At 44.5% G+C, this 21,343-nt stretch carries 20 protein-coding genes; 15 read left to right on the top strand and 5 right to left on the bottom strand.

The window, feature by feature from the left end; all coding sequences use genetic code 11:
- Positions 1-41: 41 nt before the first annotated feature.
- From L3V30_RS00965 to L3V30_RS00955, 3 genes are read left to right on the top strand one after another with little or no spacing between them, the layout of a single operon-like run.
- Positions 42-347 (top strand): hypothetical protein, encoded by a 306-nt coding sequence (locus L3V30_RS00965; RefSeq protein ID WP_226977475.1) that lies wholly within the window; start codon positions 42-44, stop codon positions 345-347.
- Positions 348-357: 10 nt separating this feature from the next.
- Positions 358-711 carry a hypothetical protein gene (locus tag L3V30_RS00960; protein ID WP_074191586.1) on the top strand — a complete coding sequence of 118 codons (354 nt, stop codon included), beginning with the start codon at positions 358-360 and terminating at the stop codon, positions 709-711.
- Positions 712-731: 20 nt separating this feature from the next.
- Positions 732-1,127, top strand: coding sequence for a hypothetical protein (locus L3V30_RS00955; protein ID WP_237308098.1), 396 nt, complete (start codon positions 732-734; stop codon positions 1,125-1,127).
- A gap of 67 nt (positions 1,128-1,194) precedes the next feature.
- Here the strand turns inward: L3V30_RS00955 and metG are convergent, their stop codons facing one another.
- Complete coding sequence (gene metG, locus L3V30_RS00950) at positions 1,195-3,270, bottom strand: methionine--tRNA ligase (protein ID WP_046874415.1); 2,076 nt, start codon at positions 3,268-3,270, stop codon at positions 1,195-1,197.
- A 162-nt stretch (positions 3,271-3,432) separates the two neighbouring features.
- Here metG and apbC point away from each other — a divergent pair, with 162 nt between their 5' ends.
- The 3 genes from apbC (at position 3,433) to L3V30_RS00935 (ending at position 7,607) form a co-directional block, all read left to right on the top strand.
- Entirely contained in the window at positions 3,433-4,509 is a 1,077-nt protein-coding gene (gene apbC, locus L3V30_RS00945; RefSeq protein ID WP_005396960.1) for an iron-sulfur cluster carrier protein ApbC, read from the top strand.
- Between the two features lie 180 nt (positions 4,510-4,689).
- A complete protein-coding gene (udk, locus tag L3V30_RS00940) occupies positions 4,690-5,331 on the top strand; it encodes a uridine kinase (RefSeq protein ID WP_005396962.1) in 642 nt (213 codons plus the stop codon).
- 188 nt (positions 5,332-5,519) lie between these two features.
- Positions 5,520-7,607 (top strand): AsmA family protein, encoded by a 2,088-nt coding sequence (locus L3V30_RS00935; protein WP_237308097.1) that lies wholly within the window; start codon positions 5,520-5,522, stop codon positions 7,605-7,607.
- 62 nt (positions 7,608-7,669) lie between these two features.
- Here L3V30_RS00935 and cobO read toward each other — a convergent pair whose 3' ends face one another.
- Positions 7,670-8,275: a cob(I)yrinic acid a,c-diamide adenosyltransferase gene (gene cobO, locus L3V30_RS00930; protein WP_005396966.1), complete on the bottom strand. Its 606-nt coding sequence runs from the start codon at positions 8,273-8,275 to the stop codon at positions 7,670-7,672.
- Positions 8,276-8,392: 117 nt separating this feature from the next.
- On the opposite strand from cobO, the gene L3V30_RS00925 reads away from it, so the two are divergent.
- Positions 8,393-8,842, top strand: a complete 450-nt coding sequence (locus L3V30_RS00925; RefSeq protein WP_048625762.1) for a low molecular weight protein-tyrosine-phosphatase — start codon at positions 8,393-8,395, stop codon at positions 8,840-8,842.
- Between the two features lie 60 nt (positions 8,843-8,902).
- Here L3V30_RS00925 and L3V30_RS00920 read toward each other — a convergent pair whose 3' ends face one another.
- Both L3V30_RS00920 and rne read right to left on the bottom strand, forming a co-directional pair.
- Complete coding sequence (locus L3V30_RS00920; RefSeq protein ID WP_005396973.1) at positions 8,903-10,462, bottom strand: SulP family inorganic anion transporter; 1,560 nt, start codon at positions 10,460-10,462, stop codon at positions 8,903-8,905.
- Between the two features lie 332 nt (positions 10,463-10,794).
- On the bottom strand, positions 10,795-13,884 hold the full coding sequence (gene rne, locus L3V30_RS00915) for a ribonuclease E (protein WP_237308096.1): 3,090 nt from the start codon (positions 13,882-13,884) through the stop codon (positions 10,795-10,797).
- 639 nt (positions 13,885-14,523) lie between these two features.
- On the opposite strand from rne, the gene rluC reads away from it, so the two are divergent.
- Positions 14,524-15,468, top strand: a complete 945-nt coding sequence (gene rluC, locus L3V30_RS00910; RefSeq protein ID WP_005396975.1) for a 23S rRNA pseudouridine(955/2504/2580) synthase RluC — start codon at positions 14,524-14,526, stop codon at positions 15,466-15,468.
- Positions 15,469-15,527: 59 nt separating this feature from the next.
- Here the strand turns inward: rluC and L3V30_RS00905 are convergent, their stop codons facing one another.
- On the bottom strand, positions 15,528-16,109 hold the full coding sequence (locus tag L3V30_RS00905) for a nucleoside triphosphate pyrophosphatase (protein ID WP_237308095.1): 582 nt from the start codon (positions 16,107-16,109) through the stop codon (positions 15,528-15,530).
- 149 nt (positions 16,110-16,258) lie between these two features.
- Here L3V30_RS00905 and yceD point away from each other — a divergent pair, with 149 nt between their 5' ends.
- From yceD to acpP, 7 genes are all read left to right on the top strand, one after another.
- Positions 16,259-16,783 carry a 23S rRNA accumulation protein YceD gene (gene yceD / locus L3V30_RS00900; protein ID WP_005396977.1) on the top strand — a complete coding sequence of 175 codons (525 nt, stop codon included), beginning with the start codon at positions 16,259-16,261 and terminating at the stop codon, positions 16,781-16,783.
- Between the two features lie 59 nt (positions 16,784-16,842).
- Complete coding sequence (gene rpmF / locus L3V30_RS00895; protein ID WP_005396978.1) at positions 16,843-17,013, top strand: 50S ribosomal protein L32; 171 nt, start codon at positions 16,843-16,845, stop codon at positions 17,011-17,013.
- Between the two features lie 10 nt (positions 17,014-17,023).
- Entirely contained in the window at positions 17,024-18,049 is a 1,026-nt protein-coding gene (plsX, locus tag L3V30_RS00890) for a phosphate acyltransferase PlsX (protein WP_047010044.1), read from the top strand.
- Positions 18,050-18,054: 5 nt separating this feature from the next.
- Positions 18,055-19,005, top strand: coding sequence for a beta-ketoacyl-ACP synthase III (locus L3V30_RS00885; RefSeq protein WP_237308094.1), 951 nt, complete (start codon positions 18,055-18,057; stop codon positions 19,003-19,005).
- A gap of 75 nt (positions 19,006-19,080) precedes the next feature.
- A complete protein-coding gene (gene fabD, locus L3V30_RS00880) occupies positions 19,081-20,004 on the top strand; it encodes an ACP S-malonyltransferase (RefSeq protein WP_012841591.1) in 924 nt (307 codons plus the stop codon).
- A gap of 46 nt (positions 20,005-20,050) precedes the next feature.
- Positions 20,051-20,785 carry a 3-oxoacyl-ACP reductase FabG gene (gene fabG / locus L3V30_RS00875; protein WP_031780596.1) on the top strand — a complete coding sequence of 245 codons (735 nt, stop codon included), beginning with the start codon at positions 20,051-20,053 and terminating at the stop codon, positions 20,783-20,785.
- 246 nt (positions 20,786-21,031) lie between these two features.
- Positions 21,032-21,265: an acyl carrier protein gene (acpP, locus tag L3V30_RS00870; protein ID WP_004406112.1), complete on the top strand. Its 234-nt coding sequence runs from the start codon at positions 21,032-21,034 to the stop codon at positions 21,263-21,265.
- Positions 21,266-21,343: the final 78 nt, after the last annotated feature.

Here is a 21,343-nt window from a genome sequence, read left to right as displayed (position 1 = left end):
TTCTTGAACAAAGCTCTAGTATTGTAGGTAAAAAGATCATCATGATTGATGCTGGTGTTCGCTTTAACAATGTTCGAAATGCCAAGAATAACGGAGAAAATTGGAAAAAAAGAGCGGCAATGGAAGTTGCTGGGTTTGGTGCGAGCAACGCTGCTGGCGTTTGGACCACATCCAAAGTGATTGCATCTGGAATGGGAATCGCTTTAGCTGCTGGCCCATTTGGAGTAGTCGTATTAATAGGTGTTGGTTTAGGGGCTGGTTATGCGGCTGCAAAAATGGGTGATTGGTTTGGGCAAGGTTTAGCAGAAAAAACCTATGAAACTAGCTCTAAAGTAAATTGGTTTTAAAGGAGTAATTGTGTTTTGTTTCGATCTTATAGTGATGATTGTTGGTTGGACATGGTTACTGAGCACATTGGTTTTTATTCGTGTATCAGCAAAGCGGATTGAGACAAAAATATTGCAGGATGGTCATGATCCAATTGGCTGGGACAGAAATGGGTGGGGTTTTAGATTTCCCATGTACGCCTCAGTGTTGATGCGAGGTAAACCTGCGAAAGTATCGCTGGTAGAAGACAAACTTATTCTAAAGTACGCGACAGTCTTTGACCGAGTGCTTGCGTATATTGTCACAATAAGCTTCGTGATGGCACTTGCTTTGGGAGCAGTAATGGGGTTGGGGCCTGAAGAGTACAGAGTGAAAACCAGTTAAGCGCAGGGCTCTGTAGAACGGTGAATACAAGTCTAGTTGAAAAGCCAAATCCTGATAAAGGGAGCAACGTGTCTTATTTTGATATTGCAAATATGATTATCGGATGTACTTGGTTAGTTAGTACTTTGCTTTTCATTCGTGTATCGGTAAAGCGGATTGAGAAAAAAATGTTGCGGGATGGTCATGACCCTATTGGTTGGGACAGAAATGGGTGGGGTTTTAGATTTCCCATGTACGCATCAGTATTGATACGAGGAAAGCCAGTCAAATTATCACTAGTGGATGACCAACTAATACTAAAATACGCAACAACGTTTGATAGAATACTTGCGTATGTTGTAAGCATCAGTTTTGTACTTTTCCTTGTGTGTGGCGCGACCATTACTTGGGGACCGGAAGAGTATAGGTTGCATTAAGTAATTTTATCTTGTTGTAAAAAAGGCTTAACTGAAATAGTTAAGCCTTTCTATTATGCGAAGAGCATTACATTACGCGCATGCCAGGTTGAGCGCCTTCGTGTGGCTCAAGAATCCATAAGTCGCTGCCACCAGGGCCCGCTGCTAGGATCATGCCTTCTGACATACCAAACTTCATCTTACGAGGTTTTAGGTTTGCTACCATTACCGTTAGTTTGCCTTCTAGCTCTTCAGGTTTGTACGCTGACTTGATGCCAGAGAACACTTGACGAGTTTCACCACCGATGTCCAGTTGGAACTTAAGCAGTTTGTTTGCTTTTGGCACTTCTTCACAAGAGATGATACGAGCGATACGCATATCTACTGCTGCAAAAGCGTCGAACTCAATCTCTTCAGCGATTGGCTCTTTGTCTAGCTCAGTTTGGCTAGCCTTGTTTTTTTCCGCTTCTGCTTTCTCTTTCGCCGCCATTTCTGCCGCCGCATCTTCTTTAGATGCTTCGATCATCGCTTCAACATTCTTCGGATCGATACGGTTGAACAGTGCTTTGAACTTAGTGATCTCGTGGCCTGTTAGTGGCGCAGCGATGTTTTCCCAAGTCAGCTCTTGGTTTAGGAATGCTTCAGTACGTGCAGCAAGTGCAGGCATCACTGGTTTCAGGTAAGTCATCAGTACACGGAACAGGTTGATACCGACAGAACAGATGTCTTGTAGCTCCTGATCTTTGCCTTCTTCTTTTGCTACAACCCACGGTGCTTTTTCATCAACGTATTGGTTAGCTTTGTCTGCCAGTGCAGTGATTTCACGGATTGCACGACCAAATTCACGTGTTTCGTAAAGCTCAGCGATACGGTCAGCCGCAGCAACAAATTCGTTGTAAAGCTCAGGCTCTGCAAAGTTGTCAGACAGTTTGCCTTCAAAACGTTTCGCGATGAAGCCTGCATTACGCGATGCGAGGTTAACGATCTTGTTAACAACATCAGCGTTTACGCGCTGAGTGAAGTCTTCAAGGTTAAGATCTAGATCGTCGATACGGCTGTTTAGCTTCGCCGCGTAGTAGTAACGCAGACACTCAGGGTCTAGGTGCTCTAAGTAAGTGCTCGCCTTGACGAAGGTACCTTTAGACTTCGACATTTTCGCGCCGTTTACCGTTACGTAGCCATGTACGAATACGTTGTTTGGTTTACGGAAGCCGGAACCTTCTAGCATTGCTGGCCAGAATAGGCTGTGGAAGTAAACGATGTCTTTACCGATGAAGTGGTACAGTTCTGCTGAGCTGTCTTTCTTCCAGTACTCGTCGAAATCTAGGTCGTCGCGCTTGTCACATAGGTTTTTGAAAGAGCCCATGTAGCCGATAGGTGCGTCTAGCCATACGTAGAAGAATTTGTTCTTCTCTCCTGGGATTTCGAAGCCAAAGTATGGCGCATCACGTGAGATATCCCATTGCTGCAAACCAGATTCGAACCATTCTTGCATTTTGTTCGCTGTTTCAGCTTGTAGCGAGCCAGAGCGAGTCCACTCTTTTAGCATGCTTTCAAACTGAGGTAGGTCGAAGAAGAAGTGCTCAGAATCTTTCATTACTGGCGTCGCACCAGAAACCGCAGATTTAGGATTGATCAGTTCTGTTGGGCTGTAAGTCTCACCACAGTTGTCACAGTTGTCACCGTACTGGTCTTCTGACTTACATTTTGGACACGTACCTTTTACGAAACGGTCCGGTAGGAACATCTCTTTTTCTGGGTCGAACAGCTGAGAGATAGTGCGGCTAGAGATAAAGCCGTTTTTCTTCAGCTCAAGATAAATGTGTGACGCTAGCTCACGGTTCTCATCTGAGTGTGTGCTGTGGTAGTTATCAAAGCTGATATCAAAGCCAGCAAAGTCTTTCTGGTGCTCTTCGCTAACTGCGGCAATCATTTCTTCAGGAGTAATACCCATCTGTTGCGCTTTAAGCATGATTGGCGTGCCGTGAGCATCGTCAGCACAGATGAAGTTTACAGTGTTGCCGCGTAGGCGTTGGTAACGAACCCAAATGTCCGCTTGGATATGCTCAAGCATATGACCAAGGTGGATCGAACCGTTAGCGTACGGAAGGGCACAAGTTACCAGCATTTTCCTTGACGGAAAGTTTCTTGGATCGTTTGCCATACTTAATATTCGCTTTTCTTGATAGGTATAAATAAATTTTGATGGATAATACTACCCCATGAACTCACTAACTCCAAGGTGTCAAACTGCGGAATGCCTTAGTTTTTTTGGGGTTCTGGTTGAGGCAGGACGGTGTTAGCATGACATCTAAAAGGAGGACTTATGCATCAGTTCACTTCAAAACAAGATTTTTGTCACTGGTTTAACCAATTCCAGCATCCACAGTTGGTGGAAAATTGGGCAGATATTCATGGCGCAATTTCGATTACGGCACAAGGTTCTGTTGAGATAACGTTGCCATTCGCAAGTAATGAGCTTCAAACCATATTGCATGACTGGATTAAACAGCAACAAACCGCAGATAAAGTGGCTGAATTCCCATTCAATATTCGCCTTGGAGTTAAAGCATTAGAAACTCAAGTGGCCAATCCGGTTAAAGGTGTTAAGAACATCATTGCCGTTAGTTCTGCGAAAGGTGGGGTCGGTAAATCAACGACTGCGGTTAACTTAGCATTGGCGATTGCTCAATCTGGGGCGAAAGTGGGATTGTTGGATGCGGATATTTATGGCCCGTCTGTACCTATGATGTTGGGGCAAGAAGATGCAAAACCAGAAGTTCGTGATGGCAAGTGGATGGAGCCCATTTTTGCTCACGGCATCTATACTCATTCTATCGGCTATCTAGTGGACAAATCAGAAGCGGCAATATGGCGCGGGCCAATGGCTTCAAAAGCGTTGTCGCAGTTATTAACGGAGACAGACTGGCCAGATTTAGATTATTTGGTGATTGATATGCCGCCAGGCACGGGTGATATACAGTTGACGTTGTCACAACAGATTCCGGTGACAGGTAGTGTGTTAGTCACTACACCGCAAGACCTAGCCCTTGCCGATGCAAGGAAGGGAGCGGCAATGTTTAACAAAGTCCATGTCCCGGTTATTGGTGTTGTGGAAAACATGAGTTATCACATTTGTAGCCAATGTGGCGCGAAAGAGCATATTTTTGGCATGGGTGGTGCAGAAAAAATGTCGCAAGAGTTTGGCTTAGCACTGCTAGGACAAATTCCGCTTCATATCTCTATGCGAGAAGATATTGACGCTGGCGTGCCAACGGTAGCAAGGCGTCCAGAAAGTGAGCATGCAGGGTATTATAAGCAGCTTGCCGATCGCGTATGTAGCACGATGTTTTGGCAAGGCAAGGCAAAACCAGATGTGATTAGCTTTACAATGGTGAACTAAGTTTACTATGCCTGTTGGTTGATAATTGCACATTTTAACGTTTGCTCGGAGGTTAATCCTCTGAGCAGGCAGAAACTTATGACTAAACCCTAATTCCAGCTAGTAACTATGGGGTGAACTCCCTATAATCAGGCAGTTTATCTTTTTATGTGACTAGAAATCATCATCGGGTGCAAACTAATGTCTGATAATAATCAATGCGTCATCGTAGGTATTGCTGGCGCTTCTGCTTCTGGAAAAAGTCTGATCGCGAGCACTATTTATAATGAGCTTCGCGCGAAAGTAGGCGATCATCAAATCGGTGTCATCACGGAAGATTGCTACTACAACGACCAAAGCCACCTAAGCATGGAAGAGCGAGTAAAGACGAACTACGATCACCCGAGTGCGTTGGACCACGACCTACTGTGTGAGCACCTTGAAAAATTGGTACGTGGTGAAGCAGTAGAAGTACCTGAGTACAGCTACACTGAGCACACAAGAACAAGTAACACGACTACAATGACGCCTAAAAAGGTGATCATTCTAGAAGGCATCCTTCTTCTTACTGACCCTCGTCTTCGTGATTTGATGCACGCGACAGTATTTATGGATACACCGTTAGATATTTGTTTGCTTCGTCGTGTTAAGCGTGACGTGGAAGAACGAGGCCGAACTATGGAATCTGTTCTCAAGCAGTACCAACAAACAGTACGTCCGATGTTCATGCAGTTTATCGAACCTTCTAAGCAATATGCGGACATTATTGTTCCTCGAGGTGGTAAAAACCGTATCGCAATCGATGTATTAAAAGCTCACATTGCAAGACTTTTGAAAGCTTAAGCCTCTAGACGGCTATATCGCTTTATTTTTAAGAGAAGAAGTGGCACCTTAAGTGCCACTTCTTTTTTTGTTTTTAAATTAGTCAGTTGCAGGTTAAAACCAGACATTTTTCACGCTTTTGTGGAACTGTCAGCGGTAAATGGAGTCTGCGCTTATAATTGTAAAAACACTCGAGCAAGGAAAAACAAATGAAGAAACTGCTCTTAATTCTAGCAATACCGATTGTGGTCATTTTGGTCGCAATTTTAGCGTTAACCATCTTCGTCAATCCTAACCAGTTTAAGCCCCTTATTGTTGAGCAAGCGCAAAAGCAAACGGGATTAGAATTGGTGATTGAAGGTGATATCAGTTGGCAATTTTTCCCATCGATCGGCTTTGAGTTGGGACATACAGAATTGCGAAACCCACAAGGCTTTAGTAAACCCAATTTATTCAAAGTTGATACCGTTGGTGTAGATATCTCTGTCATGCCACTTTTTAGTCAACAGCTTGAAATTGGAAACATCACGCTTGATGGGGCTGAGTTCTACATTGAAACCAAGAAAGATGGCAGCAAGAATATTGATGCATTGACGAAAGCCCAAACACAACAAGCAGAGCAAGCGAGCGATACTGCGCCTACGCAAAATGGTGAAACGCAGCCTTCTGGCTCTGATTGGAGCATTAATCTTGCTGGTGTTACGGTTTCTAATGGCTCATTAGAAATGCAGGATAAGCAAGCCGGTAGTTACACCAAACTTTATGATATCTCATTAAACCTTTCCGAATTCGCTTTTGACAACTGGACAACGGCTGATTTTGGCGTGAAGGGCGAAATGAATGACCAAAAGTTCACAGCGAAAGGTCAGGCCGACTTTAAGCTAGAAAAAGGTTTGGCAAACTACGCGCTAAAGAACATCAACTTTGATGCGACATACTCTGACCCTGCCAATAAGATTGAATCGGCAACGATCGGTTTAGATACGTTTGAATTCGATAAAGTAAATAACCTGACTTATGCCATGAAAGGCGACGCTGGTGGTATGAAGTTAGATATGCAGGGTGCTGGTCAACTTAGCGTGGACAAGGCTATCAGCAAAGTGCAGTTGGATAAGTTAACTCTTAAATCGACTTTTGAGGGGGATGCTTTACCTCAGTCACCGATGAAAGTCGACATGGTGTCTGATCTGTCTTTCGACCTAACGAAAAACCACCTGAGTTTTGTCCTAGAGAAGTTAACAGCGAATGCTATCGCCTTAGATGGTAAGGCAGATGTGACACTTGGCGATATTCCTAAAGTACGATTTGCTCTCCACAGCCCAAATATCGATCTTGATGAATTCTTAGGATTAGATCAGCAAGATTCCGAAGGTAATAAGCCTGCTTCTGGTGGCGAGAGTGCTCCAGCTGGGTCTGAGGTTGAGCCTGATTTGTCTGCGTTGAAAACGTTAGATGTAAAGGGTGACATTACCATCGACAAATTCAAAGCGGCAAATGCGAAGATGGAAGCGGTAAAAACGAGCTTCACTGTAAATCGTGGCGTATTTGAGCTTACTTCATTTAGTTCGAAGCTGTACCAAGGCACAATCTCAGCGACAGCGAAGTTAGATGCACGCCAATCACCAGCGACTTACAGTGTGAAAAAGTCAATCAAAGGCGTGAAAGTTCAACCGTTACTTATTGATGTCGCTGATAACGACAAGCTTGAAGGGACGGGTAACATTGATGTGAATGTTACCGGTAAGAGTCTAACGCCTACCGGTATCAAGAAGAATCTTTCTGGTACGGTTGTTATCAATTTTGCTGACGGTGCGGTAAATGGCATCAACGTTGCTCAATTGATTCGTGAAAACTACGCGAAATTTAAAGGGCAAAAAGTCGAAGGCACCAATGAAGTTAAGAAAACAGATTTTAGTGCGATGACGGCGACATTGAAGCTCAATAAAGGTGTCGTATCAACGGATAATATGCAAGCTCAGTCTCCATTGCTACGTGTTCGTGGTAAAGGCACCGCAAACTACATCAATGAAACTGTTAACTTTACTATCAGCACATCAGTCGTAGGTAGCCTAGAAGGCCAAGGCGGCAAAGATATAGATGAGTTGAAAGACATTACTATTCCGATCAATGTGTCTGGTAAGTGGGCGGATCCTAAATTCAAGCTCGTATTCGATGATGTTCTGAAGCAGAAAGCTCAGAAAGAAATCGATCGTGGCGTAGAGAAGCTAACGGACAAGATCAAAGACGAAAAAACCAAAGAAGCAGTCGATGGTTTGATAAAGAATCTATTCAATTAGATTCGAGCCAAAGCAAAAAGGGTTGGCATTAGCCAACCCTTTTTTAATTCTGCTGGTGAGCTTTACCAGTCGACACCTTTCAGCGCTTTGACGCCTGACTCAAATGCATGCTTTACATTCTTCACTTCAGAAACGGTATCAGCCATTTCAATCAGAGTGCGATGAGCGCCACGACCAGTAATGACAACCGACTGCATTTTAGGGCGGTTGTTCAGCGCTTCAACGACCTCGTCTAAATCAATGTAGCCGTAGCTCACCATGTACGTCAGCTCGTCAAAAAGAACTACATCGATAGATTCATCTTTGAGCATGCGCTTACATTCTTGCCATACGCCTTGCGCTGCTTCGGTATCAGCGGCTTTGTTTTGAGTTTCCCATGTAAAGCCGGTTGCCATTACTTGGAACTCAACGCCGAGTTTCTCAAGTAGGTTGCGCTCACCGTTGTCCCAAGTACCTTTAATAAACTGCGCGACAGCACAATTCAAACCATGACCCACTGCGCGTGCGATCGTACCGAATCCTGATGTCGATTTACCTTTACCATTTCCGGTAATGATCAGTAGCAGACCTTTTTCCTCTTGAGCAGCAGCAATTTTTGCGTCTACCTGTTCTTTGACTTTTTGTTGGCGAGCCTTATGGCGTGCTTCTTTATTTTCTTCGATAGACATAATACTTCCTCAATTCCTTTTCGTGCTGTGCCCAAGCTAATTTGGGTTCATAGATTTATCTCGCTATGATAGACCAACATATCGTGAAGAAAAACCACCGATAATTCAGGGAATAAAATGAAGAAAATACTTGTTGTTTGTATGGGAAACATTTGTCGGTCACCAACTGGAGAGGCAGTGTTAAGAGCGAAAGCTCAAAAACTAGGCGTTGAAGTAGAGGTTGATTCGGCAGGTACAATTGGCTATCACGCAGGAAACCGGCCGGATTCAAGAGCGATGGCAGCAGGAAAGCTGCGAGGTTATTCTTTTAAAGGAATGCAAGCGCGCCAAGTCACCATTGATGACTTTGACAAGTTTGACCTTATATTAGCCGCGGATAAAGCAAATTTGGCCGATTTATTGGATATTTGTCCATTGAAGTATCGACACAAAGTATCGTTATTTTTAAGTCATTCTGGGTCAGGTTACGACGAAGTCCCTGATCCATATTATGGTGGAGAAGATGGCTTTGAGCTGGTGCTTGATTTAATCGAAGAGGCATCAGACGCGATTTTGAAGAAGCTATAATCGCCGGGCTTGAAGACAATAGAAAAAGGGATGAGCTGAGCTCACCCCTTTTTATTCTTGTTAACCCGCTAGTATGTCGGTTGCGACTTTGTAGCTTGGGTCTTCCTTCACGTTAATTTCAACCAAGCTGCCAGCTTTGTCCAAAAGTTTACGACAATCTGGGCTTAGGTGACGAAGGTGCAGCGTTTTACCTTGAGAGTTGTAACGCTCTGCTAGTGTTTCAATCGCTTCAATTGCGGAGTGATCCGTCACGCGAGAGTCTGCAAAATCGACAATCACATCTTTTGGATCTTCAGGCGCGTTAAACAACTCCAAGAAGTTAGCGGCAGAACCAAAGAAAATAGGACCGTGAATCTTGTACTCTTTTGAACCTTCCTCGTTTAAGCACGTGTCGGCATAGATATGCTTAGCGTGTTGCCATGCAAACATTAATGCAGAAACAATAACACCAACCGCTACGGCAACGGCTAGGTCAGTAAGAACAGTAACAACGGTCACAAGAACAATAACGAAGAAGTCTTGCTTCGGTACGCGACGCGCTAGTTTAAATGTTGCCCATTCGAATGTACCAATGACAACCATGAACATCACACCAACCAGAGCAGCGAGTGGGATCATTTCAATTAACGAAGAAGCGAATAAGATAAACATCAATAGAGCGATAGCCGCAACGATACCAGATAGACGACCGCGACCACCTGAGTTTACGTTGATCATCGACTGGCCAATCATTGCACAACCACCCATAGCACCAAACACAGAACAGGTCATGTTTGCCATACCTTGACCGATACATTCGCGGTTAGATTGACCACGAGTGTTCGTCATCTCATCTAAAACTGTCAGCGTTAGCAGAGATTCAATTAGACCAATGGCCGCTAGAATGATCGCGTATGGAAGAATGATTTGTAGAGTTTCTAGCGTAAATGGCACCGCCGGAATAGAGAAGGTCGGCAGTGAACCTGCGAGTGTTGCCGCTTCATCACCAGACATTGTACGCAAGAAGTCTACAACAGTGCGAGTTTCCAGATCCAAACCAACCACTAAAGCAGTCACCGTTACGATTGCAACAAGTGAAGAGGGTACAGCCGTTGTGATTTTTGGTAGAAAGTGAATGATTGCCATAGTTAGCGCAACCAAACCAAGCATTAGCAGCATTTGGTCTTGTGGTAGCCAAGTAAGCATGCCGTTGATATCTGGCGCTTTAAACTGACCCAACTGAGCTAGGAAGATAACAATAGCCAGACCGTTCACAAAACCGATCATCACAGGGTGAGGCACGATACGGATGAACTTACCCAATTTAAACATACCAGCGGCAATTTGAAGTATACCAGCGAGCATGATGGCTGCGAATAGGTACTGGACACCGTGAGTCGCGACAAGCGAAACCATTACGACTGCCATGGCACCTGTTGCACCAGAGATCATGCCGGGACGACCACCGAAAATGGAAGTAATAAGACCAACGATGAATGCAGCGTAAAGACCGACCATCGGATCTACGCCTGCGACGAACGCAAATGCGACAGCTTCAGGAACCAATGCTAGCGCAACGGTTAAGCCTGATAGCACATCATTTTTTACGGAGTGCTTAGAAAATTGGGGAAATTCGAACATGTTTGTTTTTAAGTTCTCTTTGCAATGAGTTAAACCCGACACATATTCGTATTTGCACAAGCCACTGAGTGGTTGATTTCTAATCAAACATTGCAGTGTAAACCGTAGTATTAAAAGAGCAGCATCAGAATGGTGTCGAAAACTTGAGTCGGCGCATGCTACCGAAAAGTGTGATTAAGTTCAAGAATGATACGAATAATGGCGTACAAATGTGATCACGAATTGGTATTTATATGAACAGTTTATTGGGCAAATATGAAGATAAAAAAGGCTACCAGATGGTAGCCTTTAATTTATTTATGCCGTTAAGCAGTTGAACGTAATGATTTAGCCTAGTTAAAGTTAGGCTTTGTCATCTCTGCCGATGCGCGGTTTTTTGCCACTTGGCTACCCGCACCTTTAGCTTGGTAACGTTCGGTTTTGAACGGTGCTGCTGCAACAGTGATTTCGCGTAGCTCTTGAGGGCCAGGTGCTTTTGTCATCGGTGCGCTAGCGTTTAGCTTAGCAGCAACTTTGATGGCTTCGACTTTAGGCTCTGGTTTAGCTACTGGCGCTTCGGCTGCAATCTCTTTTGCTGCTTTAACCACAGGCTCTTCAGCAGGTGCCGTTTCTACAATGGCATCAACCGGTTCATTCGCAGGAGTTTCAACGATAGGCTCTACCGAAGCTGTTTCTACTACTGCCGATTCAGTTTTTTCTGCGATTACTGCTTCCACAACAGGTGCTTCCACAACAGGTGCTTCCACTACTGGAGCTTCCACTTTCGTTTCAACTGTTTCTTGAATCTTTGATTCAACAACTGGCGCTTCTGTTACAATAGGTTGCTCGCGGCGAATAATCACTTTACCCATAGCCATCTCTGGACAAGCAAAACCACCTTGCATTGTAGGTACTGCTGCTACTGTTTCTTCCTTAACTTGCTCTTCTTTCTTAGGTGCTGGTTTCGGAATGTAGCGTGGCATTACTTTACCCATAGCCATCTCAGGAGAAGCTACACCACCTTTACGCAGGCGGAACGGGTTAGGACGGCGATCGCGACCACGGCGACGGCGCTGGCCGCTTGCACGCAGGTGACGTGGCGAACGACGGTTACGACGTTGCTTAGACTCTGCTTGCTTGTTGTCTTGTTGTGCTTCTACCGCTGCTTCTGTTGGCTTCTCAACTTTGGTTTCAACCGTTTCTTGAGTCTTAACCGCCGTTTCTTCTGCTTTCTTCTCAACCGCTTCTTGGTCTTTAACGCGTACAGACTTGTTCAGTTTGCGACGTTGGCGACGCTCCTTCACTTTTTCTGCTTTCGCGTTTTGTTGCTTTGGTTTGCTCTCTTCTGGTTTTGTTTCAGTTCGAGCTTCTGCCGCTAGCTGCAGGCCTTTTTCCGCTACTTTTGCATTTGCTTTTTGCTCTTGAGCTTTATCTGCTTGTTGAGTTTTAGGCTTACGCTTTTGGTTGCGGTTTTGCTGTTTATTGGTTTGTTGTTGAGCTTCGTTTTGCTCATTCGCTTGCTCATCACGAGGCTTACGACGACGTCGGTTATCACGGTTATCACGACTGTCGCGGTTCTCACGATTATCGCGTTGGTTGTTATTGCGACGACGATCATTGCGATCACGTTTGTTGCGTCGATTATCGCGATTTGGCTTTTTCTCTTCCTGAGGTTTCGGTTCTTCTTTTACTTCTTCAGAACCGCCGAATAGGAAACTACCAAGTGCTTTAAACAAACGGCTGAACAGTCCAGGTTTTTCTTCTTGTTCAACTTTCTGTTCTTTCTTCTTCGCCTCAGGGGCAGGTTTAGCTGCTGGTGCAGGTGCCGTTTGAGAAGGAGCCGCAAAGCCTTTAAGAACAGGTTCTTCGATTCGTTTAGGTTTTACGTCAACTTCCGCTGGCTCTTTACCTTCCGCTTCTTTCATTGCTTCCAGTTTTTTAGGAAGTAGGTAAGAAATCAGATCGAACTCTTCACCTTCACGAACACGGATAACTTCGAAGTGCGGCGTTTCCATGTCAGAGTTTGGAACAACCGTAATCTTCACTTCTTGAATGCGTTCGATATGGTTAACTGAACGACGTTTTTCGTTCAACAAGTAAGAAGCGATTGGCACAGGTACAACTGCGAGAACTTGCGCTGTATTGTCTTTCAGTGCTTCCTCTTCGATTAAACGAAGCACAGAAAGTGCTAGAGATTCGTTGTCGCGAACGACTCCAGTACCGCTACAGCGAGGACAGATGTGGTGGCTTGCTTCTGCTAGAGAAGGGCTTAAACGTTGACGTGACATCTCCAACAAACCAAAGCGAGAAATACGACCGATTTGTACACGAGCGCGATCAAGACGAACGGCTTCACGTAGACGGTTTTCTACTTCTCGTTGGTGGCGAACAGGTGTCATATCGATAAAGTCGATAACCACTAAGCCACCCAAGTCACGTAGACGTAATTGGCGAGCAATTTCGTCGGCTGCTTCTAGGTTCGTGTTTAGAGCTGTTTCTTCAATATCGCCGCCCTTGGTTGCACGAGCAGAGTTGATATCGATAGACGTTAGTGCTTCGGTTGGGTCAATAACAATAGAACCACCAGATGGAAGACGCACTTCACGTTGGAAAGCTGATTCAATTTGGCTTTCGATTTGGTAGTGGCTGAATAGTGGAACTTCGCCTTCATATTTCTTAACGCGGTTAAGGAAATCAGGGCGCACCAATTGAATGTGCTCTTTTGCACGTTCGTAGATGGTGTTGCTGTCAATTAAGATTTCGCCAATATCACGACGCAAATAGTCACGGATTGCACGAACGATAACGTTACTTTCTTGGTGGATTAAGAATGGAGCAGGGTTCGAGTCCGCTGCACCTTTGATTGCACCCCAGTGGTTAAGTAGTACATTCAAATCCCACTCAAGTTCTTCAGCACTCTTGCCAACGCCAGCAGTACGTACGATTAGGCCCATGCCCTGAGGCAGTTCCAAAGTACTTAATGCGGCTTTTAGTTGAGTACGCTCGTCACCTTCGATTCGACGAGAAATACCGCCAGCACGAGGGTTGTTAGGCATAAGAACAAGGTAACTACCAGCAAGAGAAATGAAAGTAGTAAGAGCTGCGCCCTTGCTTCCACGTTCTTCTTTTTCCACTTGAACGATAACTTCTTGGCCTTCCGTTAGCACTTCTTTAATGCTTGGACGACCTTGGTAGGTGTAACCTTCAGGGAAATATTCACGGGCAATTTCTTTGAGAGGGAGGAAACCGTGACGCTCGGCGCCGTAATCAACAAATGCGGCTTCTAAGCTTGGTTCGATACGTGTGATACGTCCTTTGTAGATATTCGCTTTTTTAGATTCATGACCTGGACTCTCGATATCAAGATCGAAAAGTCGCTGGCCATCAACCAGAGCGACACGCAACTCTTCTTTTTGAGTTGCGTTAATTAACATTCTTTTCATTGAAAATTCTCGTTGTCTTTTCTTTTATATCTTTCTTGTCGACTTGCCACTGTTTTTTCGCTCTTTCACGGTGCCTGATCCCATGGCTTGTATTTTGCAGCCTCCCGGCTGGAAGGGGATGCTCTCGGGCACTTCAGTCATCACAAGCCTCTTGTGGTTTCTGTTGGAAACGTAGACTTGTGACCCGCTATTTGGGCGGTAGGTACTCAACGTGAATATGCGAGGAGTAGGGTGGCAAGAGTGTTGAATTCGATGTGTCTCACGCCAATGCTGCACTCGACCTTCAACGATCTACTCACATTGCTTGAGGATAAATGATTGGTAATGAATAAAATGTAACCAAACCTTCCTTAGCAGCTGTGAACTATAGCAGTGCGCGTGGCTATCAGCAATCTGCTTTCACGCAAACGATAGAAAATTTGCCGCTAAACTCAAAATTTCTAATTTATAACTGGCTGTTTCATAAGCAATTGAGATGTGTAAACTGATCAAGACAGAAAACAAATTGAGAACTCGATTGAGAGTTTTAATAATTTAAACAAAAGCTTGGCGAAATTTAGACCAGTTTGTACTATCAAGTGTTTCTTTTACGACAAGAATAATGTGAAGTCGCGCGAAATTGAGTTTACAATACCGCCCATGAGCGAAATAAGAACAAAAGTCCAGTTCGTCGACATTGACGAAGATATGGCGGGTCAGCGCATTGATAATTTTTTGCGCAACCAATTAAAAGACATCCCTAAAAGCATGATTTACCGAATCGTGCGTAAGGGAGAAGTACGTGTAAATAAAAAGCGTATAAAAGCAGAGTACAAGTTAAAAGCAGGCGATCTCGTTCGTATTCCACCGGTGACAGTCGAGAAAAAAGATGACGATGTCGCGCCAAGTACGAAACTAAACAAAGTCGCAGAGTTGGAAGATATGATCATCTTCGAAGATGATCATATGTTGATTCTAAACAAACCATCTGGTACCGCTGTGCATGGTGGCAGTGGCTTAAAGTTTGGCGCGATTGAAGCGCTTAGAGCTCTGCGTCCTCAAGCTCGCTTTCTTGAACTTGTGCATCGTATTGACCGTGATACTTCAGGTATCTTGCTGGTTGCTAAGAAGCGTTCTGCACTTCGTCACTTGCAAGCCCAGTTTCGTGAAAAGACAGTGAAGAAGTTTTACTTAGCTCTTGTCATGGGACAATGGAAAAGCAGTTGTAAGGTTGTGAACGCGCCACTGCTTAAAAACGAAGTGAACAGTATTGTTCGTGTTAACCCTAACGGTAAGCCGTCTGAAACGCGTTTTAAGATTTTGGAAAAGTTTGAACAAGCAACATTGATTCAAGCGAGTCCGATTACTGGTCGAACTCACCAAATCCGAGTTCATACACAATACACGGGCCACCCAATTGCTTGGGATGATCGCTACGGTGACCGTCGCTTTGATGCTTACACAGGTCAAGTTGGTTTAGACCGTTTGTTCCTACACGCGGCAAACATCAAGTTCCAACACCCATCAAATGATGAGTGGATGGAAATCAACGCACCGATGGAACCGAAGCTAGAAAAAGTGTTGGCGGGTTTAAGAAACGCGTAACCATGTTTTCCTCGTGGACACGAAAAGGGAGCCTGTGGTTCCCTTTTATAGTATTTGGATCAAAGGACATCGAGTCCTTGAACATGCAACATATCAATCAAATTAATCAATGGTAGTCCGACAAGTGTGTTCGGGTCTTTCCCCACCAATTTGTTAAACAAACAAATTCCCATTCCTTCGCTTTTAAAGCTGCCTGCGCAGTAAAAAGGTTCTTCCCTGTCGACGTAGCGTTCGATTTGTTCAAGCGTCAAATCTCTAAAGTGTACTTCGAAAGAATCAAAGCCGACTTCTGTATGGTTTGTGACGGTGTTATGTACCGCAAGACCGGTATAGAAAGTGATGACTTTTCCACTTTGAGACAAAAGTTGATTTATTGCGTTGTCTCTATTTAAAGGCTTGCCAACGATTTCACCATTAATGACACAAACCTGGTCACTGCCGATAACTAAACTTGCTTTATCCGTCTGGCAAGATGTTGCTTTCTCTTGGGCCAATCTTTGCACCAGTTCAAGAGGCGTTTCCTGGTCAAACGGTGTTTCATCGCAATCAGGTGATAAACAAATGAACGGTAGTGAAAGCTTTTCAAGCAGTTGTTTACGAAAAGGGGAGGTTGAGGCTAAAACCAGTTGGTAATTTTTCATTTTGAATTACAATTCGTGGGAGCATTTCCAATAGGATAATCGATCAAAAATGATTCTGGCTAATGCTCTGTATGTTAAGCGTAAAAAAGTACAACTTTTTTGCCTTTTTCTTTGACTAATTTTGATTTGGAAGATAATATTCGCGCCCTATGCAAAAGGTAAAAATACCGCGAACGGTTGACCCAGCTAAAGCTGCACAGAAACGATTAGATTACGATGGCATCATCCAAGCTAGTCTTTTCAAGCGCTTAGCGGAAACAACTGAAGGCGTAAAACGCGACGCAGAAGTCTCATTGTCATTTGGGATGGATGAACAGCGACTCGTTGTTATCTCTGGTAAAGCTAACATCGAAGTCGATTTAGAGTGTCAGCGTTGTAATGAGGTATTCGCACATGAGTGCGAAGTTGAATTCCTTTCTACTCCTTACTACGGTGAGAAAACAGAACAGGAAGCACCAGAAATTTATGATTTGGTAGATCTAAATGAATATGGTGAATTAGACCTTATACAACTGGTTGAAGACGAGTTCATCTTAGCATTACCTCAAATTGCGATGCACGATGAAGCGGATTGTAGCGTTGATTCAAATAACATGGTTTTTGGTGAGATTCCTGAAGAAATTGAGGAAGAAAAACCGAATCCATTCGACGTTTTGAAAAGTCTGAAAAAGTAATAGGTGTGGTAACCGATTCTTCTTCAGGTTTTTAACCCAATAGTATAGGAGTAGGGTCAATGGCCGTACAGAAAAACCGTAAAACTCGTTCTAAGCGCGGTATGCGTCGTTCACACGATGCGCTAACTACAGCTGCTCTATCTGTAGACGCGACTTCTGGTGAAACTCACCTACGCCACAACGTAACTGCTGAAGGTTACTACCGTGGTCAAAAGGTTATCAACAAGTAAGGTTGAACCTTTGCAAAGTATTACCGTTGCACTTGATGCAATGGGCGGGGATTTCGGTCCACGCGTAACAGTGCCTGCCGCCGTGCAGGCACTGTCTCATTTCCCAGAGCTAAAAGTGATTCTTATAGGTGATCAATCTCTGATCACGTCTCAATTATTTCAACTCGGTACCTCGACCTGTTCCCGCTTGACTATTCTTCATAGTGAGAAAGTTATCTCGAACTCAGAAAAACCTTCATTGGCACTACGTAATAGCCAAAATAGTTCCATGCGTATGGCTATCGATTTGGTTTCTGAGCAGAAGGCGGATGCTTGTGTTAGTGGTGGCAACACCGGTGCATTAATGGCACTATCGCGTTTCATTCTTAAGTTACTTCCTGGTATTGAACGTCCTGCTTTAGTTTCAGCTTTACCGACGATTACTGGAAAGCGTACTTGGATGCTAGATCTAGGTGCGAATGTATCGTGCGATGCTGATAGTTTGTTCCAATTTGCTGTAATGGGCAGTGCACTAGCAGAAGAACACTTAGGTTGTCCTCCTCGCGTTGCTGTACTCAATATTGGCGCAGAAGAGATTAAAGGTAACGATTTAGTCAAACGTTGCGCAGAAATGCTTTCTCAGACCGACGCGATTAACTTTGTTGGTTATATTGAAGGTAATCAAATTTTGCATGATGTTGCAGACGTCATTGTATGTGATGGGTTTGTCGGCAACGTATGCTTAAAAGCCAGTGAGGGAACAGCTCAACTTTTTATCGAAAAAATTAAAACCAGTATGATGGCGTCAACGATAAAGGGTTGGATTGCTAGAAAGTTGTTTTCTCGGCTATTTAATGAACTAAAAACACTGAACCCCGACCAGTATAACGGCGCAAGTTTGCTAGGATTGCGCGGCATTGTCATAAAAAGCCATGGAAGTGCGGATGTATCTGCGATTGTCAATGCACTTGGCGAGGCAGTACACGAGGTCAAACGACAAGTACCAAGCCGTATTAGCGATCGTTTGGAAGCGGTTTTACTCGAGAGGCATTATTAGTCTTCATGTATAGCAAAATTTTAGGTACTGGCAGCTACCTGCCATCTCAGGTGCGTACAAACGCAGATCTAGAGAAAATGGTAGATACAAGTGATGAGTGGATCGTTGCTCGCACGGGTATTAAAGAGCGTCGAATTGCTGCAGAAAATGAGACTGTAGCGGACATGGCATTCTACGCAGCTGAAAACGCTATCGATATGGCGGGTATTGATAAAAACGATATCGACCTGATTATCGTAGCCACAACGAGCAGTAGCCATACTTTCCCTTCATCTGCGTGTCAGGTGCAGGCAAAGCTTGGCATTAAAGGTTGTCCAGCTTTTGACTTAGCCGCTGCTTGTTCTGGTTTTGTGTACGCATTATCTGTTGCAGACCAACATATTAAATCGGGTATGTGTAAAAACGTACTTGTTATTGGTTCAGATGCTTTGTCTAAAACGTGTGATCCGACAGACCGTTCAACCATTATCCTATTTGGTGATGGTGCTGGAGCCGTTGTCGTAGGCGCTAGCCAAGAGCCAGGTATTATTTCTACCCACATATACTCGGATGGTCAATTCGGTGAGCTACTAAGCCTACCTGTACCTGAGCGTGGTGAAGATGCTGACAAATGGCTTCATATGGCAGGTAACGAAGTATTCAAAGTCGCTGTCACTCAGTTATCGAAACTAGTAAAAGATACGCTTGAAGCCAACAACATGCATAAGTCTGAACTAGACTGGCTAGTACCGCATCAAGCGAACTATCGAATTATTTCGGCAACAGCGAAAAAGCTTTCAATGTCTTTGGACCAAGTCGTGGTGACACTAGACCGACACGGGAATACTTCTGCGGCGACAGTACCGTCTGCGCTGGATGAAGCTGTGCGCGATGGTCGCATTAAACGCGGGCAGACTTTATTGCTAGAGGCGTTTGGTGGCGGTTTCACTTGGGGCTCTGCTCTGGTGAAGTTTTAAGTTTCACGAGAATTCAAAATTTAAGGTGCACTTGGTGCATCTTATTTCTTTTTACTTTGCTTAAAGGAAAACAACATGAGCAAGTTTGCTATCGTATTTCCAGGTCAAGGTTCTCAAGCTGTAGGTATGCTTGCAGAACTTGGCGAACAATATGACGTAGTAAAACAAACATTTGCAGAAGCATCTGACGCACTAGGTTACGATCTATGGGCGCTTGTTCAAAATGGACCTGCAGAAGATTTAAACGAGACTTTCCGCACTCAACCAGCTTTGCTAGCTTCATCTGTTGCAATCTGGCGTGTATGGCAGGAGCTCGGTTTAGAGCAACCAGCAAACCTAGCCGGTCACAGCCTAGGTGAGTATTCAGCACTTGTATGTGCGGGCGTGATTGACTTTAAAGAAGCAATCAAGCTGGTTGAATTACGCGGTAAGCTAATGCAAGAGGCGGTACCAGCAGGTACTGGCGCTATGTACGCGATTATCGGTTTGGCTGATGATGCGATTGCAAAAGCGTGTGAAGACGCAGCGCAAGGTGAAGTGGTCTCTCCAGTAAACTTTAACTCGCCTGGTCAGGTAGTTATCGCGGGTAGCAAAGACGCAGTAGAGCGTGCGGGAGCGCTATGTAAAGAAGCTGGTGCGAAACGTGCGCTTCCTCTTCCTGTTTCAGTTCCATCACACTGTGCGCTTATGAAGCCAGCAGCGGAAAAACTTGCAGTAGCTCTTGAGTCTATCGAATTTAACTCACCACAGCTTCCAGTTATCAACAACGTTGATGTGGTCGCTGAGACAGATCCTGCAAAAATCAAAGATGCGCTTGTTCGTCAGCTACATAGCCCAGTTCGCTGGACTGAAACAGTCGAGCTTATGCACGAGCAAGGGGTAGAACAGCTTCTTGAGCTTGGTCCTGGTAAGGTTTTAACAGGTCTAACAAAACGTATCGTGAAAACGCTAACTGCAGCAGCAGTGAATGATGTTGCGTCGCTAGACGCGGCGAAGTAATCCATCAAGCGATAAAACTTGCGATAAGAAAAGGAAACACAACATGATGAATCTAGAAGGTAAGATCGCGCTAGTTACCGGCGCAAGCCGTGGTATTGGCCGCGCGATCGCGGAACTTCTTGTAGAGCGCGGTGCGACGGTTATCGGTACGGCTACTTCTGAAAGTGGCGCTGCAGCTATCAGCGAGTATCTTGGTGATAACGGTAAAGGCCTAGCTCTTAACGTGACCGATGTCGAGTCTATCGAAGCGACACTAAAAACGATCAACGAAGAATTTGGTGTGATCGATATTCTGGTGAATAACGCTGGTATTACTCGTGACAACCTATTGATGCGTATGAAAGATGATGAGTGGAACGACATCATCGATACCAACCTAACGCCTATCTACCGCATGTCTAAAGCGGTTTTACGCGGCATGATGAAAAAACGTGCGGGTCGTATCATCAACGTAGGCTCAGTTGTTGGTACCATGGGTAACGCAGGTCAAACTAACTACGCAGCTGCGAAAGCGGGCGTGATTGGTTTTACTAAATCAATGGCTCGTGAAGTTGCGTCTCGTGGTGTAACAGTGAACACTGTTGCCCCTGGTTTCATCGAAACTGACATGACAAAGGCACTAAATGATGAGCAACGTGCGGCAACGTTGTCGAACGTGCCAGCTGGTCGTTTAGGTGACCCACGTGAAATTGCATCAGCAGTAGTTTTCCTTGCTTCTCCTGAAGCAGCGTACATTACTGGTGAAACTTTGCATGTAAATGGTGGCATGTACATGGTTTAATGAGACAGTTTGTGCAAAATAAGCTATTTTACATTGTGAAAAATAGCCTATAGTTGCAGTTAACTGTCATGAACTTGTCATGCTTATGCGCAAGATTTGTGCATGATTTAAGTCAAAAATGTATTGAAATTCGGTTAAATTCGCTAATTTTGTGGTTTGACCAGCAAGGACCCCCTTGCAACTTTCAATAGTTCGAATAAACTACGGAATCATCGCATTAGGCGAAATCTGTAAAGGAAAAGAAAAATGAGCAACATCGAAGAACGCGTAAAGAAAATCATTGTTGAACAGCTAGGTGTAGACGAAGCAGAAGTTAAAAACGAAGCTTCTTTCGTTGACGATCTAGGTGCTGATTCTCTAGACACTGTAGAACTAGTTATGGCTCTAGAAGAGGAATTCGACACTGAGATTCCTGACGAAGAAGCTGAGAAGATCACTACTGTTCAAGCTGCAATCGACTACGTAAACAGCGCTCAGTAATTAGCTCTCCCAGGCGGTCTCCTAGACCGCCTGTGTTCTTTCTAACTTCTTCTATCCTCTCATAGAAATATTCAATTC

It is taken from the genome of Vibrio sp. A1-1 (genome assembly GCF_021728175.1).
Lineage (GTDB): Bacteria > Pseudomonadota > Gammaproteobacteria > Enterobacterales > Vibrionaceae > Vibrio > Vibrio diabolicus.
The sequence above is the reverse complement of the archived record's forward strand: the minus strand, read 5'-3'. Positions and strand labels throughout refer to the sequence as shown.

Coding starts and splice junctions, on each gene's coding strand:
- L3V30_RS00965 (WP_226977475.1), top strand. CDS start 42: ATGATTGATGCTGGTGTTCGCTTTAACAATGTTCGAAATGCCAAGAAT.
- metG (WP_046874415.1), bottom strand. CDS start 3,270: ATGGCAAACGATCCAAGAAACTTTCCGTCAAGGAAAATGCTGGTAACT.
- apbC (WP_005396960.1), top strand. CDS start 3,433: ATGCATCAGTTCACTTCAAAACAAGATTTTTGTCACTGGTTTAACCAA.
- udk (WP_005396962.1), top strand. CDS start 4,690: ATGTCTGATAATAATCAATGCGTCATCGTAGGTATTGCTGGCGCTTCT.
- L3V30_RS00935 (WP_237308097.1), top strand. CDS start 5,520: ATGAAGAAACTGCTCTTAATTCTAGCAATACCGATTGTGGTCATTTTG.
- cobO (WP_005396966.1), bottom strand. CDS start 8,275: ATGTCTATCGAAGAAAATAAAGAAGCACGCCATAAGGCTCGCCAACAA.
- L3V30_RS00925 (WP_048625762.1), top strand. CDS start 8,393: ATGAAGAAAATACTTGTTGTTTGTATGGGAAACATTTGTCGGTCACCA.
- L3V30_RS00920 (WP_005396973.1), bottom strand. CDS start 10,462: ATGTTCGAATTTCCCCAATTTTCTAAGCACTCCGTAAAAAATGATGTG.
- rne (WP_237308096.1), bottom strand. CDS start 13,884: ATGAAAAGAATGTTAATTAACGCAACTCAAAAAGAAGAGTTGCGTGTC.
- rluC (WP_005396975.1), top strand. CDS start 14,524: ATGAGCGAAATAAGAACAAAAGTCCAGTTCGTCGACATTGACGAAGAT.
- L3V30_RS00905 (WP_237308095.1), bottom strand. CDS start 16,109: ATGAAAAATTACCAACTGGTTTTAGCCTCAACCTCCCCTTTTCGTAAA.
- yceD (WP_005396977.1), top strand. CDS start 16,259: ATGCAAAAGGTAAAAATACCGCGAACGGTTGACCCAGCTAAAGCTGCA.
- rpmF (WP_005396978.1), top strand. CDS start 16,843: ATGGCCGTACAGAAAAACCGTAAAACTCGTTCTAAGCGCGGTATGCGT.
- L3V30_RS00885 (WP_237308094.1), top strand. CDS start 18,055: ATGTATAGCAAAATTTTAGGTACTGGCAGCTACCTGCCATCTCAGGTG.
- fabD (WP_012841591.1), top strand. CDS start 19,081: ATGAGCAAGTTTGCTATCGTATTTCCAGGTCAAGGTTCTCAAGCTGTA.
- fabG (WP_031780596.1), top strand. CDS start 20,051: ATGAATCTAGAAGGTAAGATCGCGCTAGTTACCGGCGCAAGCCGTGGT.
- acpP (WP_004406112.1), top strand. CDS start 21,032: ATGAGCAACATCGAAGAACGCGTAAAGAAAATCATTGTTGAACAGCTA.